General features: G+C 61.5%; 14 protein-coding genes and 1 pseudogene. 3 read left to right on the top strand and 12 right to left on the bottom strand.

Annotated features, from left to right (window positions below; all coding sequences use genetic code 11):
* Positions 1-78: 78 nt before the first annotated feature.
* Positions 79-1248: an MFS transporter gene (locus CO660_RS25490; protein WP_097601093.1), complete on the bottom strand. Its 1170-nt coding sequence runs from the start codon at positions 1246-1248 to the stop codon at positions 79-81.
* Between the two features lie 144 nt (positions 1249-1392).
* Between CO660_RS25490 and CO660_RS25485 the strand changes: the two genes are divergently transcribed.
* Positions 1393-2898: a winged helix-turn-helix domain-containing tetratricopeptide repeat protein gene (locus CO660_RS25485; protein ID WP_097601092.1), complete on the top strand. Its 1506-nt coding sequence runs from the start codon at positions 1393-1395 to the stop codon at positions 2896-2898.
* A 141-nt stretch (positions 2899-3039) separates the two neighbouring features.
* On the top strand, positions 3040-3408 hold the full coding sequence (locus tag CO660_RS25480) for a hypothetical protein (protein ID WP_085778186.1): 369 nt from the start codon (positions 3040-3042) through the stop codon (positions 3406-3408).
* A 31-nt stretch (positions 3409-3439) separates the two neighbouring features.
* On the opposite strand, the pseudogene CO660_RS25475 reads toward CO660_RS25480, so the two are convergent.
* The 8 genes and pseudogenes from CO660_RS25475 to CO660_RS25440 all read right to left on the bottom strand — a co-directional run bounded on the left by CO660_RS25475 (position 3440) and on the right by CO660_RS25440 (position 8927).
* Positions 3440-3901 (bottom strand): annotated as a pseudogene (locus tag CO660_RS25475) (DUF411 domain-containing protein).
* Between the two features lie 55 nt (positions 3902-3956).
* Complete coding sequence (locus CO660_RS25470; RefSeq protein WP_097601153.1) at positions 3957-4244, bottom strand: copper-binding protein; 288 nt, start codon at positions 4242-4244, stop codon at positions 3957-3959.
* A 23-nt stretch (positions 4245-4267) separates the two neighbouring features.
* Entirely contained in the window at positions 4268-4747 is a 480-nt protein-coding gene (locus CO660_RS25465) for a plastocyanin/azurin family copper-binding protein (RefSeq protein ID WP_097601091.1), read from the bottom strand.
* 35 nt (positions 4748-4782) lie between these two features.
* Positions 4783-6129: a copper oxidase gene (locus CO660_RS25460; protein ID WP_097601090.1), complete on the bottom strand. Its 1347-nt coding sequence runs from the start codon at positions 6127-6129 to the stop codon at positions 4783-4785.
* Between the two features lie 14 nt (positions 6130-6143).
* Complete coding sequence (locus CO660_RS25455; protein ID WP_097601089.1) at positions 6144-7607, bottom strand: TolC family protein; 1464 nt, start codon at positions 7605-7607, stop codon at positions 6144-6146.
* A complete protein-coding gene (locus CO660_RS25450) occupies positions 7604-7822 on the bottom strand; it encodes a hypothetical protein (RefSeq protein ID WP_097601088.1) in 219 nt (72 codons plus the stop codon). Before CO660_RS25450 ends, CO660_RS25455 begins: the two co-directional genes overlap by 4 nt.
* Positions 7823-7912: 90 nt before the next feature.
* Complete coding sequence (locus CO660_RS25445) at positions 7913-8308, bottom strand: hypothetical protein (protein WP_085780068.1); 396 nt, start codon at positions 8306-8308, stop codon at positions 7913-7915.
* Positions 8309-8423: 115 nt separating this feature from the next.
* Complete coding sequence (locus tag CO660_RS25440) at positions 8424-8927, bottom strand: cytochrome b/b6 domain-containing protein (RefSeq protein ID WP_097601087.1); 504 nt, start codon at positions 8925-8927, stop codon at positions 8424-8426.
* Between the two features lie 158 nt (positions 8928-9085).
* Between CO660_RS25440 and CO660_RS25435 the strand changes: the two genes are divergently transcribed.
* The gene (locus CO660_RS25435) at positions 9086-9640 is read left to right on the top strand and encodes a cytochrome c (protein ID WP_097601086.1); all 555 of its coding nucleotides are present in this window, start codon (positions 9086-9088) and stop codon (positions 9638-9640) included.
* A gap of 13 nt (positions 9641-9653) precedes the next feature.
* On the opposite strand, the gene CO660_RS25430 is transcribed toward CO660_RS25435, so the two are convergent.
* From CO660_RS25430 to CO660_RS25420, 3 genes are all read right to left on the bottom strand, one after another.
* Complete coding sequence (locus CO660_RS25430; protein WP_085778194.1) at positions 9654-10334, bottom strand: peroxiredoxin-like family protein; 681 nt, start codon at positions 10332-10334, stop codon at positions 9654-9656.
* A gap of 74 nt (positions 10335-10408) precedes the next feature.
* Complete coding sequence (locus CO660_RS25425; protein WP_097601085.1) at positions 10409-13654, bottom strand: adenylate/guanylate cyclase domain-containing protein; 3246 nt, start codon at positions 13652-13654, stop codon at positions 10409-10411.
* A gap of 124 nt (positions 13655-13778) precedes the next feature.
* Positions 13779-16037, bottom strand: a complete 2259-nt coding sequence (locus tag CO660_RS25420; protein ID WP_097601084.1) for a bifunctional diguanylate cyclase/phosphodiesterase — start codon at positions 16035-16037, stop codon at positions 13779-13781.
* Between the last annotated feature and the right edge of the window lie 301 nt (positions 16038-16338).

Genomic DNA, 16338 nt, shown 5'->3' with positions numbered 1-16338 from the left:
ATATTGCGGGGATGCGCCTATTCAAGGGCAGGGGATAAATGGAATCGGATCGCAGAAAAATAACGCGTATTCAGAGTATTACCGCGTCATCCTCAGATCTAAGACGAGGAGTATCGAGAGGACAGTGCTGAGCAGGCCGAGTGATAGTGTGAGCCCGTGATGCCCGATCAGCTGCATTGCCGATCCGGCAGCTGGTGAGGCCGCCATGCCGCCAATGCCCCATGTGAAGGCGAAGGCCGCGTTACCGGCGATCAGGGTCCGGCCGGTGAAACGCTCGCCGAGCTGGATCAGTGACGTGGTGTAAAGCCCGAACGAGACGCCGCCCCAGACGAATACCAGCGGCCAGATGAGCCATGTGGTAAAAAGCGGCGCCAGCAGCAGGCAGCCGGTGAGGCAAGCCAGGACGCAGAATAACATCGTCCGCGTCGCACCGAACCGTTCGGCCGCGCGCCCGAGCAGGACCTGCAGCATCGCATTGCCGGCGACGAAACAGGTGATGAGCGAAGCAATGCGCGCCTCGGCGCTGCCGAGGGCTGCGCCATAGACCGCGAACAGCGAAAGCAGGATCTGCTCGAAGGCGGCTGCCGCGAAAACCGCAAAGAGCAGCAGCGGCGCCAATGCGAAGAAGTCACCGACCGACATTGCCTCGCCTTCGCGAGGCATGTCAGGCAGGCGGGAAGCAACGGCAAGCACGATCAGGCCGCAGGCAAGAAAGGCCGTAACGCCGATGATGAAGGGCGGCCAACTTTCCGTGCCGACGACGCCGAGGGATAGCGGGCCGATGGCGAAACCAGCCGAAACGATCGATGAATAGAGGCCCATGATGCGGCCACGGCGCGCCGCCGGCGTGATCGAGATCAGCCAGGTTTCGCTGATGACGTAGAGAGGATTGGCAAAGAAGCCGAGCAGGAAGCGCAGCGGCATCCAGACCCAGGCGTGCTGGATCCAGCCAATCGCAACCAGGATGAGGGCGGCCAGGATCGAACAGAGGATAGCAAGCCGCGCCCCGCCGACGCGTCGCGAAAGCGCCGGAATGACGGGCGCCGATAAGATGAAACCCAGCGGCGTCATCGCTGCCGACAGGCCGATGAGCCCTGACGTCAGCCCCTGCCGTTCCAGGATAAAGCTCAGCAGCGGATAGGTCAGTCCCTGCGCCACGGCAAACACCGTGACCGTCGCAATGATGCCCGCCATCGCGGCCCGTGGGAGCTGATCCTCTTGCGGTGATGTCGTGCTTGCACTCGTCATGCTGATATCCTCGTCAGTCGGTATGGTCTGAAGGGCGCGGCCTGGCCTGAAAGAGGATGAAATCCTGCGGAATAAGGGGAGCGGCGTAATTAAGCCTCGCCAAAACGTTCTCAAAAACTTCCAAACGGACTATAGATCCGCTTCATGCAGGGATCGCGCTTTGCCTTTGGTCCGTTCGTGCTTGATCCGGATGCGGGAACGCTCCTTCGGAACGATGATCCCGTTGCCGTTAGCCACCGCGGGCTGAAGCTGCTTGCGGCGCTTGTCGGGCAAGCCGGCGACATCGTCGCCAAGGCCGAGCTGATGGACGCGGCCTGGCCAGGCATCGCGGTCGAGGAAGGCAACCTCACCGTCCAGATCGCGCAGCTGCGCAAGCTGCTCGGCTCGTCCACCGGCGGCGGCGAATGGATTGCAACGGTTCCGCGCGTTGGCTATCGCTTCATGGGAGCCGTGCATCGACTGAGCGGCATGAAGCGAAAGACCTTGCTGCTGCCTGACAAGCCGTCGATTGCTGTCCTGCCCTTTCTGAATATCGGCAGCGACCCAGAGCAGGAATCCTTCGTGGACGGGCTGACCGAAGACCTGATCACCGACCTCTCCAGAATGCCCGGCCTGTTCGTCATCGCCCGCAACTCGGCCTTCGCTTACAAGGGCAGGGCGATGGACGTGCGAGAGATCGCCGAGGAGCTCGGCGTGCGCTATCTGCTGGAGGGCAGCGCAAGACGCGCTGCCGGGCGCGTGCGCATCAACGCCAAGCTGATCGACGCGGTCAGCGGCGATCACCTCTGGGCGGAACGTTTCGATCGCAGCCTGGACGATATCTTCGCTCTTCAGGACGAGGTGACGGGCAGGATCGTCGAGGCGCTGCTCGGCAGGCTCCGAGCACTGCCGCCGCGCAATCGGCCGAAGAACATCGAGGCTTACGATCTCTGCGTGCGGGCGCGCAAGATGATGGACGATGCCCCGCAGGCGGCTGAGGAAGCGCATCTGATGCTGACACGCGCAATCTCCCTCGACCCGGACTATGCCGAGGCCTATCGCTGGCTTGCCGTGAACCACTGGATGGGATGGGTCCATAGCGGCGGACCGACGGAATCGAACCGCGGCATTGCTTTGCAACTGGCACGCAAGGCGGTTGCGATCGACCCCAATGATGCCGGCTGCCGCTGGGTCCTCGCCTATCTGCTTGCCTATGAACGCAATTTCGCCGAGGCGGATGCGCAATTCGCCAAGGCAATCGAACTCGATCCGAACGAAGCAGACACCTTTGCCGCATTATCCGACATCACGATCCTCGCCGGGCGGATTGAGGAAGGCCTCGAGCATGTTCGCAAGGCGTTCCGGCTGAATCCCTTTCCGGCGGGCTGGTATTATCTGGCGCTCGGCCAGGCGCAATATGCAGCCGGGCAATATGAGGCCGCTGTCGAGACGCTGCACCATCACGAAACCTATCGCACAAGCTCCCGTCGTTTCCTGGCGGCAAGTCTGGCACAGCTCGGACGGCTCGACGAGGCGCGGGCGGAGACCGCACTCTTCCTCGTCGCCAACCCGGATTTTTCGACAGCTCACTGGGCGATGACGGAGCCCTTCCGCGATCCCGCGACGCTTCAGCATTTCGTCGACGGCTTCCGCAAGGCCGGACTTCCCTGACGCAATGCTCGAGAGATTTCGAGCGTGTGCTCGGCAGATCGAGTTCGACGCACGAGCCATGCCAATCGGATAGGCCGCAATTGGTCGCCGAGCCTCCAAGCATATGATAGGATCGTGACGCATTCTCCGTGGGAGGGGTAAATGCGCCGATTCCTTCTGTCCTCGATTCTCATCGCACAGTCCGCATCCATGTCGGCGGCTTCCGAGCTTGCGGTGTTCCATACAACTTCGTTCGGCGGCAGCCGGTCGGTCAGCCTCAGTCTGGCGGAGGGCGCGGTCTCCCACGATTCTGCCTTTGATTTCGATGTCGTCATCACCCTGTCGGAATTCGACGGTGCTGGGGCCGTGCTCTATCGCGACGGGGGACAGCACAAGGCGAGCGTGCGCTGCGTTTCGCCCGCCACGGTGCGGATCAATTCCGCCGACTATGGGGTCGACGTTTCGGCGCGGCCGGGCGCCGACTGGAAACACGATCTGTGGGCGGCGCTGTGCAACGCTCCAGTCTCCTGATCGGCGGCTCACTGATCAATTGGTCGAAGTCTCAGCCCTTTCGGGAGCCGACCTCCATGAACAGGTATGGCGCGCCGGACCCCGTGGGGATCGCGTAGACGTCGTAGGAGGCCTGCGGATCGTCGCCCATTCCCAACGAGCCGGGCGGCATCCCCGGCACGGCGAGCCCTCGGAGCGGCGGCCGCTCCCGCAGCAGCCGCTGCAGGGCCTCCAGTGGCACGTGTCCCTCGATATAGTATTCATCGACGACGGCGGTGTGGCAGCCCTCCAGGTCGGCAGGCACGCCCAGCCGCGCCTTGGCCGAGGCAAGGTCGTCGGTGTCGCGGGCGTCGACGGAAAATCCCGCCGCGGCCATCGCCTTTGATCATTCATGACAGCAACCGCAATTCGGATCCTTGTAGACCGTCATCTTCGCCGGCGCGGCGGCGAGGACCGATCCGCCAGGAAACGCCAGCGCGGACGCCGCCACGGCGATGAAGCTTCTTCTGTACATCGTCTCCACTCCTCGATGTCCTGCCGCCCGGACGGGTCCGGGCGGCAGGAGCCGGCTATTTTACGTCGGTAACGGTGAGCTTGCCATTCACGCGTTCGGCAACGAACTCGATGTTCGAGCCTGCCTTCAGCTTTTCCAGCAGAGCCGGGTCTTCGACGCGGAAGACCATCGTCATCGCCGGCATGTCGAGGTTTTTCAGGTCCTCGTGCTTGATGGTGACCTTCTGCGCTTTTGCGTCCACCTTGTTGACGACGCCCTTGGTGAATTCCTGGGCGAAGGCGCCGAACGCGGCGCTGACGGAGATGAGGGCGGCGACGCCCATCTTGATCATTGCGGATTTCATGCTCATGGCTCCTTTATCGAGGGTTACTTGCCGGCGACGTTGACGTCGCCGTGCATGCCGGCTTCATAGTGGCCGGGGATCAGGCAGGCGAACTTGAATTCGCCGTCGGTGGTGAACTTCCATACGATCTCGCCGGACTGGCCGGCCGGAAGGCGGATTGAATTCGGATCGTCATGTTCCATTTCCGGGAACTTCTCCATGACCTTCTTGTGCTCCAGGATATTGTCTTCCTCATCGAGCACGAATTCGTGGTCGACGGTTCCGGCGTTCTTGATCTCGATCTTGACCGTCTGTCCCTTGCGGACGTTGAAGACCGCGGGCGTGAACAACATTTGCCCGTCGTCGGTTTCCTTCATTGTGACGCGGATCGTCTGCGTCGCTTTAGCCTTGTCGCCAGGCTCTCCGACCGCCATTTTCTCGCCGTGACCACCGGCATGGTTGCCCGAGGCGAAGGCGGGAGTTGCGAGCGCTGCGAGCGCCAGTGCCAGTACACAGTTCTTCATGCGTGCATCCTTCTTTTGAAGTGGTAGATTGAGCCTCAGCCGTTTGTCGGCTTCGGCGTGATTTGCGTCTTCGCGTCCTTGGCCTTGGTCGCGTCCGGCAGCTCGCCGGTCCACTCCCAGGCCTGCGTCCCGGGCGGGTTCTCGTACCAGCCCGGATCCGAGTAATCGTCCGCTTCGATGCCTTCGCGGACCTTCACGACCGAGAACATGCCGCCCATCTCGATCGGGCCATGCGGCCCCCAGCCGGTCATCATCGGGACGGTGTTCTCGGGAATGGGCATTTCCATTTCGCCCATGTCGGCCATGCCTTTGGTGCCCATGGGCATGTAGTCCGGCTGAAGTTTGCGGATCTTCTCGGCGAGCTTCGACTTATCCGTACCGATGAACGTGGGGATGTCGTGACCCATGGCGTTCATCGTGTGATGCGACTTGTGGCAATGGATCGCCCAGTCGCCGAGATACTTGGCGTCGAACTCGTAGGCGCGCATGGCGCCGACAGGGATGTCGACGCTCACCTCCGGCCACCGCGCTTCAGGTCGCACCCAGCCGCCATCGGTGCATGTCACCTCGAAGTCATAGCCATGCATATGTATCGGATGGTTCGTCATCGTCAGGTTACCGACCCGCACCCGCACCCTGTCGTTCCTTGAAACGACGAGCGGACTGATGTCGGGAAACACGCGGCTGTTCCAGCACCACATGTTGAAATCGGTCATTTCCATGACACGCGGCACATAGGAGCCGGGATCGATGTCGTAGGCGTTGAGCAGGAAGACGAAGTCGCGGTCGACCCGCATGAATGTCGGGTCCTTGGGATGGACGACGAAGAAGCCCATCATGCCCATCGCCATCTGCACCATCTCGTCGGAGTGCGGGTGGTACATGAAAGTGCCTGATTTCACGAGGTCGAACTCGTAGACATAGGTCTTGCCAACCGGGATGTGCGGCTGCGTCAGCCCGCCGACGCCGTCCATGCCCGACGGCAGGATCATGCCGTGCCAGTGGATCGTCGTGTGTTCCGGCAGCTTATTGGTGACGAAGATGCGCACCCGGTCGCCTTCGACCGCCTCGATCGTCGGACCCGGAGACTGGCCGTTATAGCCCCAGAGATAAGCGGTCATGCCGTCGGCCATCTCGCGTTCCACCGGCTCGGCGACGAGGTGGAACTCCTTGACGCCGTTGTTCATCCGATGGGGCAGGGTCCAGCCGTTGAGGGTGACGACCGGCTGATAGTCCGGGCCGGAAGTCGGGTGCAGAGGCGGCTGCATGTCCGCCGATTCCATTGTCGGGGCGTCGGGCAGCCCCATCGCCGAGGTTTTCGTCCATGTGCCCGCTGCCAGCAGCGCTGCGCTCGCACCGAACAATTGTCGTCTGTTGAACATGGTGGGTTCCTTTCTCAATGGCCGCCGCCGCTGCTGCCCGAGGCAGCGGCGACTTCGGTCTCTGCCGACGCGTTGGTCGCGCCGCCGCCGTAGATCGCAGGCGCGAGGTTGGCTTCGGCGAGCCAGAAATCGCGCTTGGCGTTGACGGAGAGCAGAATGGAGTTGATCTTGTCGCGCGTGTCGGTGAGCAGCTCGAAGGTGTTGGTGATCATGCCGTTGTAGGTCAGCAGGGATTCTTCCTCGACCTTGGTGCGCAACGGCACGACATTGTTGCGGTAGTGCCGCGCGATGTCGTAGTTCGAGCGGTACGCCTCGTATGCGGAGCGTGCTTCCGAACGGACGTTGACGGCCTTCTCCGCGAGCTGGTTTGCCGCGCGCATATAGGCCAGCTCGGCCTTGCGCATCCGCGCCTTGCCGGTGTCGAAGATCGGGATCGCGAACTCCAGCTCGACTTGGCCTGTGGTTCTGGTGGTCTTCTCCTCGTCCTCGATTTCCCGTTCCGTTTCGAAACCCGTCAGGATTTCGAGATCGGTTACATAACGCGTCGCTTCGGTGAGCCCGTAGGATCTTGCGGTTGCCTCCAGCTCGAGCTTCGCGACCTGAAGATCGATGCGGTTCCTCAGAGCCTCGGCCTCGATCGTATCGCGTCTGACGACGCCCTTGGGCAGCGGCGGCAGGCTGTTCGGAATCCGGTAGTCCAGGTCGGCCCCCCAGAGACCCATCAGCCGTGTGAGTTCCTCCTTGGCAAGGCGAGCTGCGAGGCGCGCCTTTGCAGTCTCCCCGGCGAGCTCGGCGACGAACACATGTTCACGCGCCTGGGCGCCCTTGCTCATCGCACCGGTCTCGCCAAGTTTCTCCGCAAGTTCGGAAGCGGCGTCCGCCGTTGCCTGGGCGCGCTGCAACTGCCCGACGTTCTCCCAGGCGGCCACCGCCCCAATCCAGGCGCGCCGCGTATCGGCGGCGACCTGTAGCGTTTTCACGGCAGCGGTCAGTTGCGCCTGGCGGAAGCGGGTGTCGGCGATCGCCACGTCACGATTCCTCGTCGCAAGCGCCAGGATGTTCGTCGTGAGCATCCCCTCGATGGTCTTGAAGGCCTCCAATCCCGGCGTGCCGATGCCTGTCGCGCCGATCGAGACTATCGGGTTGACGAACATCGTCGACTGCCAGGCATCGGCCGCACTGTCGCCGAGATCGGCGTAGGCAGCCTGAAGGCCCTTGTTGTTGAGCAGGGCGATCTGAACCGCCGTCTCGATATCGAGGGTTTTCCGTCGCGCGAGCAGATTTTTGACCTCCGCAGCGACAGAGCGCGTCTGATTCTGGTTCTGGATCCAAACCGTTTGCTTTGCCGTCGCTATCGCGGTCTTGTCGGCAACAGAAGCGAACCCTGCTTGCTTGCTGGAATATTCAGCGCCCGTGACGCAACCGCTCAGCACCAACGGGAACGCCAGCACGGACATCAATTTTCGGAGGCCGATCATGAGGCGTCTCCTTTCGTGGGAGACTGCAGATCGTTTTGTCTACGCCACGGCTTGGGATCGACGGGCTGCCTGGCGACAAAGCCCGAGACCGGTGACCGATATTGCGGCGACGGCTGTTCGACCGTGGCGGAAGACGCCACCACGTCGGGAGGAAGCGTGGATGTGCAGCCGCCGATGACAAGCGGCAGCCCCACCACAAAAAGCGAGGGTTTCATTATGAAATTTCCGAATGAGAGATAGCTACGGGCGCTCGCCCGGAGTCAGGCGGCGACCGAATGGACCCGATCGAGCGGGCGCGTCTCTATTCAGATATTCGGAGGGCGGTGGAGCGGCGGCTGTTCGCCGAAGGTCGTGCGGTCGTCCACGAACTGCCGGATCGAGGTTACGACTGGCCCACCGACGTCGGGGCTTTCACAAATGATGCCGAGCCCGCCGCAGAAATCCTTGCAGCATTCCTGCTTGACGAGCTTCGCACCTCCATCGTCATCGGGCATGTCGATGCGCGAATGGTCGTGATGGCCCGCCTCCGCCACGTCGTGGCCTTCATGGGACTGCATCATCTCTGCGGCGGCCACTTGCGGTTCGGGGAACGGTGAGCCATGCATCGCCGCGCTGGCGTTCGCCAACGAGTACCCCGCCAGTGATACGACGATCACCAGGCGCATCATCACGAGCAACGTGCTCACTGTGATTCGGTACATCTTGCCCATTCCCGAAGAGCTACAGGTAATGCAGCCCGTTTTCAATCGCGGACCTAGCAATTGCCGACATTCGAGTCCTCAATATGACGCATCCAGCGGGGTTGAAGCTGGCCACTTAGATGTTTTTTGCCGCCCGCTTCCGGTGCGGCAGCAGCATCCGGTCGACCGTCTCGTCACGGGCGACCAGTGTGTGCCAGGCCGCTGCGGCCAGATGCAACGCCACGATCGCCAGGATGATCTTCGACCCCAGAACGTGGTAGGGCGCGATTCCAAACCAAAAATAGCTGGCGACGGCGCCCATGCATGCCTGGCCGATGATTGTGGCGTAGAAGGCGTGATGAAGCGCCGTGGCGATCCATCCGGTCCATGTGCCGGGCGCGGTGGGCTCGGGCGGTTGAAATATGCGAAGTGCGAGCCGCACACCCATCAGCAGGCCGATGGCGATCCCCGCGTAGTTATGGAGCTGATGCTGGACGACATCCCACGCGGATGGCGTCATCCCCATGTGGACTACATGATGAATTCTCTCGATGCTGCCGCCAGTCAGATACTGCACCGGCACCATGAAGGCGACCAGCCAGTGAAGCCCTATCTGAGCGAGCGAATAGCCACTTTTCATTGATCCACTCCAATCGAAGCCGCAGATTATTCGGCTGCGGTTAACGCTTCCGCATCGCCCATTGCCGAGAACCTCGGGGAGGGTGTCCGCCCTGTTGTTGCCCAGATGAGAAGGGATATGCGTAGAGGCGGCATCACGCCGGTTTGGGAAGCAGCTCTATGAGACGGACCTTTTTCATGGCGACTTTTGGACTGCTCCCTGGCGTGGGAGCCGCTCTCTTGACGACAGTCCCGTCGCCGGCCGCCGAGGATGTCGTGGCGCTTCGACAGGCGGACATGAAGGCCATGGCCGCGGCGGCAAAGACAATTTCCGGCATGTTCAAGGATCCGGCAAGCTATAAGGCAGCCGAGTTCCGATGGGCAGCAGACACCATCCGCGACAGATCCGGCGTCGTTCTTTCCGAACACTTCGCATCCGAGGTGGCCAGCCCACAATCAAAGGCCATGCCGAACATTCTTGAGGAGCGCGAGCGATTCGACCGCATCGCAAACGACCTGCGCGACTATGCCGTCGCGCTCGACGTCGCCGCCCAGAATAATCCGGGACCGATGCCCGCCGGCATGCGCATGAAGCCTGGGGAGGCCATGGGTGGCGGCCCCCTCGGCACTCACGTTCGAAGCGAGCAGGAGCTGTCGGCAATGCCGGCGGAGCACGCCTTTCACCTCATGCTGCAGACCTGCACGACCTGCCACGCCCGCTTCAGGGCGCAATAAGCACAACAGGTTGTCACACAGCCATATTCGAAGCCGCCGACATTACATCGCGGGGGGCGGGACCGCCGAACAAGTTGCGGCCACCTTCCTCGACTTCCGTGAAACACCAACGCACGACGCCATCCCGATCGAGCAGGAATTCGCCAACAAGCTGGCCATGGCCAGTGGCGATCATTCGCGTGTCGTCCTCAGTGAATTCATAACCGTCGGCCTTGTCGAGATATTCCATCGCCGCCATCACATCCATGGGCTCTGGCAGCTCGCCCGGCATGTCGACCTGCATTGACGACATTGTGCTCATGCTGACCTTGTACGGCCATTCGTTCTCGGATTCGGTGAACTCGATATTCGGCAAGCCGAAAGCTCTGTGCGATACCCGTTCGGGGTCGGAGGCCGCGAGCAAATTGGGAAGCGGGTGGTAGCGGAAATAGAGGCGCGCTCGCTCGATCGGAGTATTGACGACCGTGAGGCTATCGATGCCTTTTTCCTGCAGCGCATCGGTGAGTTCGGCCATGGCGGCGATTTGCCGGCGGCAGAAGGGGCAGTGCAGGCCGCGAAACAAGCCGACGAGCACCGGCTTCTGACCGCGAAAATCATCGATGGCGATCTTGCCATGGCGGGTGATCGCATCCAGCACCACGTTGGGCGCGCGATCCCCAGGCTGTAATGGTTTATCGGCGTGGTTCTCCTGCATTGTTAGTTCCTCCCTTTATGTCTCTGAATCGCTTTGGCGAATTGATGCAGAGCGACGAGTGAGATGCGAAGCCTTCAGTCGAGAAACGGCAAGACGACGAATGTGCCGGGGTCAAGCTTGTGGCGGATGCACACATCCTGCGCCAGCGCGAAATACCGTTCCGCTTCATCCATGTCGTCGTGTTCAAGGCTCAGTGTCGCCAAGCCATCATAACACGGAAAGAGCAGTTGCGGCTCGTCAATTTCCTTCGCAACCTCAAGGGCTTCCTCGTAATACTTACGAGCTAGGTTCGGCTGCCCATGGCATTGGTGAATCTGCCCGAGTACGATCAGCGGTACGGACAGATGGTCGCGCTGATCGAGCGCCCGGTCGATTTCGACCGCCTTCTCCGCCGCCGGCACGCCCTCGGCTCCACAGCGATCGGTGAAGGTGCAGCAGGAGACCGCGAGATTGGCGAGAAGACGCGCCTGGAAGCCGAGATCGCCGATGCGGGTGGCGACCTCCAATCCGCGTCGGCAGATCCTGATGGCGTTGGCCGGATCGACGATCGTGTAGAGAACGCCGAGGTTGGAATAGGCGCGGCAGGCGGCGCTTTGCAGATCGGCCTTTTCGGCGACCGAGAGGCTGCGCTCCACTTCCTGCACGGCATCACGGCGGCGTCCGAGACGCGCGAGTGCTGCACCTTTGGTGTTCAGCGCCTCTGCCATCGCCCGCGCTGCCTCCCGTCCGGCCTCGGTCGTTCCATCGATCGGCAGTGTTTGCAGGCATTGCAGCGCCTGTGTCGCCCATTCGGCAGCAGCAGCCTGGTCGCCGGTGCGGAAGGCGAGGTGGCCGCGTTCTTGCAGGAGATGGGCATGTTCGACCGGCGCATCGATCGGCGCGATCATCGTTTCGGCTTCGGCACAATGGGCCTCCGCCTGATCGCGGCGTCCCGCATCGAGATGCAGGCGGCTGATCTTGCGCAAGATCCTCGCAGCGGCGATCCGATCATCTTTCGCGCGGTGGATCGCGAGTGCTCGCTGATAATGGTTCAGGGCGGCCTCACGCCGGCCGGCAGGACCGCAGAGATCGCCAAGGCGCTCCAACAGTGCCAATTGCTCCGGCGGCGCCTCCTGCTCGTCGGCGAAGGCAGCAAGAGCCTGTCGGTAAAGACGCATGGCATCGTCATTGGCGTATATCTTGCGCGCCATATCGCCGGCCGCCATGAGATAGCTGGCCCCCTTGGCCTTTTCGGTGGTCAGGCTGAAATGATGGCCGAGCTGCGCCAGATGCTCTGCTCGATCCGGCGCCACGCCATATTGGCGTTCCAGCGCCCGGCCGATCCGTCGGTGAAGCTCCATGCGGCGTTGCAGCAGCAGATTGTGGTAGATGACATCGTGCATCAAGGTCTGGCTGAAGCGATAGCCCGGCGCTGTCTCGGCGTCCGGTCCACGCAACTCCTCGATGATATTGGCATCGCAGAGATAATCCAGCGCTGCATCGATGCCGGCCGGATCGGTCGCGACGGTGCGGAGCAGGGCGGTATCGAACTTCGGGCCGACGACGGCAGCCTCCTGCGCCAGACGTCTGATCTCCTGCGGTAACCTGTCGACGCGGGCAAGCAACAGGGCTTGCAAATTGACCGGTATATCGACATCCGCGTCTTCGGCTGCGACATGCCAGCGCTGCCCGTCATTGTGCAGCGCGCCCATGTCGATCAGGCCGCGCAGGATTTCTTCGATAAACAGCGGATTGCCGCCGGCGCGCTCGAGGATGCGCTTGCGCATTGGCGCCGGCAACTTGCCGTGACCCTCGCCAAAAAAGGCGGCAAGCAGCTTCTGCCCATCGGCAGCGAAGAGGGGGCCGAGACGCTGAACAGTGACGCTGACGCGATCGGAGTTCAGCGGATCCGTCTGCGACGTCGGCCGGTAAATCGCAAGCAGCATCAGTCGGCTGCGCTCCAGCCGGTCCATCATGAAACGCAGCACTTCCAGTGAGGCGGCATCCGCCCAGTGGAGATCCTCGATCACAAGCAGGAGAGGGCCTTGTGCCAGCCGCCGCTCGAAGATGGTTCGGACCGCATAGAAGATCTGGCGACGCAATTGTTCCGGTTCGATGTGCCGGAGCGCGCCATCGGGATCGCCGAGGCCGAGAACATGGAAAAAGAGCGGCAAAAGCGCCGCGACGTCGTCAGGCCCGAGATCGAGGGCACGGAATCCCGTTGTCAGCAGTTGCCGTGTCCTGTCGGGATCGTCCCGCTCGCCGATTCCATAGGCGCTCCGCACGACCGCGGCGAGCGTGCCGTACGATTGTTCGCCGAGGGGAGAGCAGGTGGCTCTGCGGATAGCAAGCCCAGGAAAACGGTCCGTGTTGCCGGCGATCCCGACGAATTCGCTGGCCAGACGCGATTTGCCGATGCCCGCTTCGCCGATCAGGCGGACAAGCTGCGCGGCGCCGCCACAGGCAAGATCGAGGCAGGTCAACAGGCGCGACAATTCCGCGTCTCGTCCGACCATCGGCGCCTCAAGGCCGAAACTTTCGAGCCCGCGTGCCGTATGCGGCGCTTCCAGCAGTCCGGTCAGCCGATGCACGAGGACGTTTCCAACCTTACCCCGCAGGGTTTGCGCGCCGAGGCTGTCGAAGGCAAAGGCGTGGCGGGTGAGACGGTAGGTCAGCGGACCAACGAGAATATCGTTTTCGCCGGCCATGGATTGCAACCGTTGTGCGGTGTTCACCGTGTCGCCGGTCACGGAATAGGATTTTGTACTGGCGGCGCCGAAGCCGCCAGTGACCACAGGGCCGCTATTGATGCCGATATGCAAGCGCAGCGGAACGCCCGCACGCGACTGCCAGCGCTTGCCGACCGCAGCGGCCCGATCGATCATATCAAGTGCGGCGCCAAGCGCCCGCACCGGATCGTCCTCATGGGCGACCGGCGCCCCGAACAGCGCCAGCAGTGCATCGCCGACAAATTTGTCGACGAAGCCGCCATAGGCTTCCACCGCCCGGGTCATCTCTTCGAACAATTCGTTCTGCAGCACCCGCATGATTTCGGGGTCGATCTGCTCGCTCAACGTCGTGAAGCCGCAGAGATCGGCAAAGAGCACCGTCACCGGCCGCCGGTCGGCATCGCCATCGGATTCAGCCGGTGCCGTCTCGATGGCCGGCTTCGCGGCCGGCTGGGCTTTGCCTGAGATCGACGCGCCGCATCTCGGGCAAAAGGCAAAATCAGGCTGACATGGATAACCGCAGGCCGCGCAGGAGAGGGGTTGCCTTGCGCCGCATCGCGGACAGAAAGCAAAACCGCTCTGAATGTCGAAACCGCAGCCGGCGCATTCCATCGCAGGCATCTCACGAAAACCCGATATGCGACAGCGACATCGGCCGCTGCCGGCGGGCTTCTCAATGGGGATAAGAATGAACCTGCTTACGAAGACCCGCAAGCACAAACAGCCGACGGCCAACCTAGCGGCCTGCCTTTGCGGTTCCTCTATGCGGCTGATGGCAAAATTCGATCAGCTGCTCCGAGGTCATTGGCCGCGCCAGAGCGTACCCTTGCAGCAGATGGCAGCCGAGATCTTTCAGGATCTTCGCGTGCTCCATTGTCTCCACGCCTTCGGCAACGATGTCGATGTTCTGTGATCGGCCGATTTCGATGATTGAGGAGACCAGACGGCGTTGAGAAGGAGAGGCGAGGATCGGCTTGACAATCTCTCGATCGATCTTGAGCCTTCGGGGTTCAAATCGAAGCAAGCTGACGATACTGGCATGTTCTGTGCCGAAATCGTCGATTTCTATTTCTATGCCGAGCGCCTTGATGGCTGGAATCACCTCATTGAGAGCAGGCTGAAGCTCATCGAAGGAGATTGTTTCAAGCAGCTCGAAACACAGGCGGCCCCTCACTGCGGGAAGGGCCGAAAGCTCGGCAAGCAGATCTGCCTGCGCCAGTCGGCGCGCGGAGATATTGACCGAGACCCGGGGGATTTGCAGTCCCAAGCCGTCCCATCTCGTCAGCTCGAAGAGTGCCTTTTGCAGGATCAGTCTATCCATGTCGCCGCTACGCCCGAGCCTTTCCGCAGCATCAAGAAACTCGGTGGGGCCGAGCAGACCTCTTCGCGGATGATCCCAGCGGGCGAGGGCTTCGACGCCTGCGACCGCCAATGTGGTTGCGTCGAACTGCGGCTGGAAGAACGCGACGAACTCGTCGCGTTCGAGCGCTTGGTTGAATTCATCCGCCAGTTCTTTCGAATGGACTGCGGCGCTTCGAAGCTCTTCGGTGAAGATAGCCGCGCGACCGCGACCCGCCTTCTTCGCCTCGTAGAGCGCCAGATCGGCATTCAGGAGCAACTGGCCGAGGTCCTGTCGAGAAGGTTCAGCCTCCCAGGCGACGCCGACGCTTGCTCCGACCACATAGGCTGCTCCATCGATAAAAATGTTGCGCTGAAGCGCGTCGACAATCTGCTTGGCCAATTCGGTTGCTTTAGGCTCAGGATTGGCGCTCCAGCTGGCGAAAATGAACTCGTCTCCACCGATGCGAGCTGCGACGTCGTTCGGACCGGCCAAATCGGCGAGCCGCAAAGCCGTGGCCTGGAGGACGATGTCACCGCCGGCATGGCCCTTCGTGTCGTTGATCTCTTTAAACCGGTCAAGGTCGATATGGATGAGGATCAGGCAATCGTGCGGAGCCGGCCGCGGCGGCTGCGAGATCATCTGGTCGACGAACCGTCGATTGGGAAGTCCCGTCAGCGCGTCGTGCAGTGACAGGTATTCCAGGCGTTGCCGCGCGCGAACGAGCTTCTTCTTGTGCAGGCGAAGTTTTTCGATGGTTCTTTGGCGCGATCTGGTCAGAAAGCCGACCCAGACGATGGGGGCAACGACACAGAAGGCCAACAAACTTGCATAGAACTCGAAGGCGCCGATCCCGTTATTTTGGCCCCATCCATGCTTCGGACGCGCGGCGAGGGTCCATCGGCCGTAGGTCATATCCACGTTTGCGACGACCGGCTTTCTTTGAAAGGTCTCCAGGCCGCCGAGAAAAACTTGGTTGGGCGATTCCGGCTCCGGTTCGGTGCTGATGGCAATCTCAAGATCGGTCGAACGAAGGCCGCTATCTCCATAAAGCCTTGGAATATCGATAATCCCGGAAAGCAGCCCCCAAAAGACCTGGCTATTTCCGTCGGTGGTATAGACAGGGCACCTGACCACAAAAGCCATTCCGCCTTGGACAAGCTCCACCGGGCCGGTCAAGACGATGTTGTGGGTGTTGCGCGCCAGCATCGCGGCAGCCCGTTGCTTCTCGTTCTTCCGGTAGTCGAGCCCGATGGCTCTTTCATTTCCTTTTTCCGGATAGACCCAGCTGACCACCATGTCAGGCGCCGCGGCGAAGCTTCGCAATTGTGAATCAGGCTGCAGGATCCGTGCTGCAAGTTTGGAAAATCCGTTCTGACCCATTGCCGGATCGACGGAGATAGCCGCCGCCAGCCCTTGTAACAGTTTCACATTGCTATTCAGATTCGTCTGCAGCCGAGATGATATCGTGGCAAGCTCACCGGCGACAATCGAACGTTCATCGGCGAGAGCGCGCTCCAGCCGCCAATTCGTTGCCACCCAGACGACGATAGCTGCAATAATGGCCGCAAACACCGCTGGCGCGAAGGCGCTCACATGGCCGGTTAGGCAGCCCGCGCGGCTGCGCGCTATCTCTGGTTTTTTTCGAAACTTCATCAGCTCGCCGGTGTGGTGGTAAGAGCGTATCCTTGCACAGTTTCTTTAAGGCAACGCTAAACCGACCAATACGGTTCGAATATCGTCAGTCCGGATGCACGGATGCCTAGATTTTTGCAGGGCCACACCGCGCATCGCTGTCAGTCCCATCCGCAATCTCCCGGTATCAAAACCCGGGGAGAGTGACATTCTTACTTTGCAGAAACAGGACACTTTAACTTTGCTGGAGAAGCTAACCCAAGTGCATCATGCCTGTTTTGCAGGATAGGGGATCACCCATCTTCGCGCAAATGCGCCATAA

Source organism: Rhizobium sp. L9 (assembly GCF_002531885.1).
Taxonomy (GTDB): Bacteria; Pseudomonadota; Alphaproteobacteria; order Rhizobiales; family Rhizobiaceae; genus Rhizobium.
The sequence above is the reverse complement of the archived record's forward strand: the minus strand, read 5'-3'. Positions and strand labels throughout refer to the sequence as shown.

What these genes read in the sequence shown, in the direction of transcription:
- CO660_RS25455 (WP_097601089.1), bottom strand. Translation starts at nt 7,607, where the DNA reads ATGATCGGCCTCCGAAAATTGATGTCCGTGCTGGCGTTCCCGTTGGTG.
- CO660_RS25480 (WP_085778186.1), top strand. Translation starts at nt 3,040, where the DNA reads ATGCGCCGATTCCTTCTGTCCTCGATTCTCATCGCACAGTCCGCATCC.
- CO660_RS25465 (WP_097601091.1), bottom strand. Translation starts at nt 4,747, where the DNA reads ATGAAGAACTGTGTACTGGCACTGGCGCTCGCAGCGCTCGCAACTCCC.
- CO660_RS25445 (WP_085780068.1), bottom strand. Translation starts at nt 8,308, where the DNA reads ATGTACCGAATCACAGTGAGCACGTTGCTCGTGATGATGCGCCTGGTG.
- CO660_RS25490 (WP_097601093.1), bottom strand. Translation starts at nt 1,248, where the DNA reads ATGACGAGTGCAAGCACGACATCACCGCAAGAGGATCAGCTCCCACGG.
- CO660_RS25460 (WP_097601090.1), bottom strand. Translation starts at nt 6,129, where the DNA reads ATGTTCAACAGACGACAATTGTTCGGTGCGAGCGCAGCGCTGCTGGCA.
- CO660_RS25485 (WP_097601092.1), top strand. Translation starts at nt 1,393, where the DNA reads ATGCAGGGATCGCGCTTTGCCTTTGGTCCGTTCGTGCTTGATCCGGAT.
- CO660_RS25450 (WP_097601088.1), bottom strand. Translation starts at nt 7,822, where the DNA reads ATGAAACCCTCGCTTTTTGTGGTGGGGCTGCCGCTTGTCATCGGCGGC.
- CO660_RS25425 (WP_097601085.1), bottom strand. Translation starts at nt 13,654, where the DNA reads ATGGAATGCGCCGGCTGCGGTTTCGACATTCAGAGCGGTTTTGCTTTC.
- CO660_RS25430 (WP_085778194.1), bottom strand. Translation starts at nt 10,334, where the DNA reads ATGCAGGAGAACCACGCCGATAAACCATTACAGCCTGGGGATCGCGCG.
- CO660_RS25440 (WP_097601087.1), bottom strand. Translation starts at nt 8,927, where the DNA reads ATGAAAAGTGGCTATTCGCTCGCTCAGATAGGGCTTCACTGGCTGGTC.
- CO660_RS25470 (WP_097601153.1), bottom strand. Translation starts at nt 4,244, where the DNA reads ATGAAATCCGCAATGATCAAGATGGGCGTCGCCGCCCTCATCTCCGTC.
- CO660_RS25435 (WP_097601086.1), top strand. Translation starts at nt 9,086, where the DNA reads ATGAGACGGACCTTTTTCATGGCGACTTTTGGACTGCTCCCTGGCGTG.
- CO660_RS25420 (WP_097601084.1), bottom strand. Translation starts at nt 16,037, where the DNA reads ATGAAGTTTCGAAAAAAACCAGAGATAGCGCGCAGCCGCGCGGGCTGC.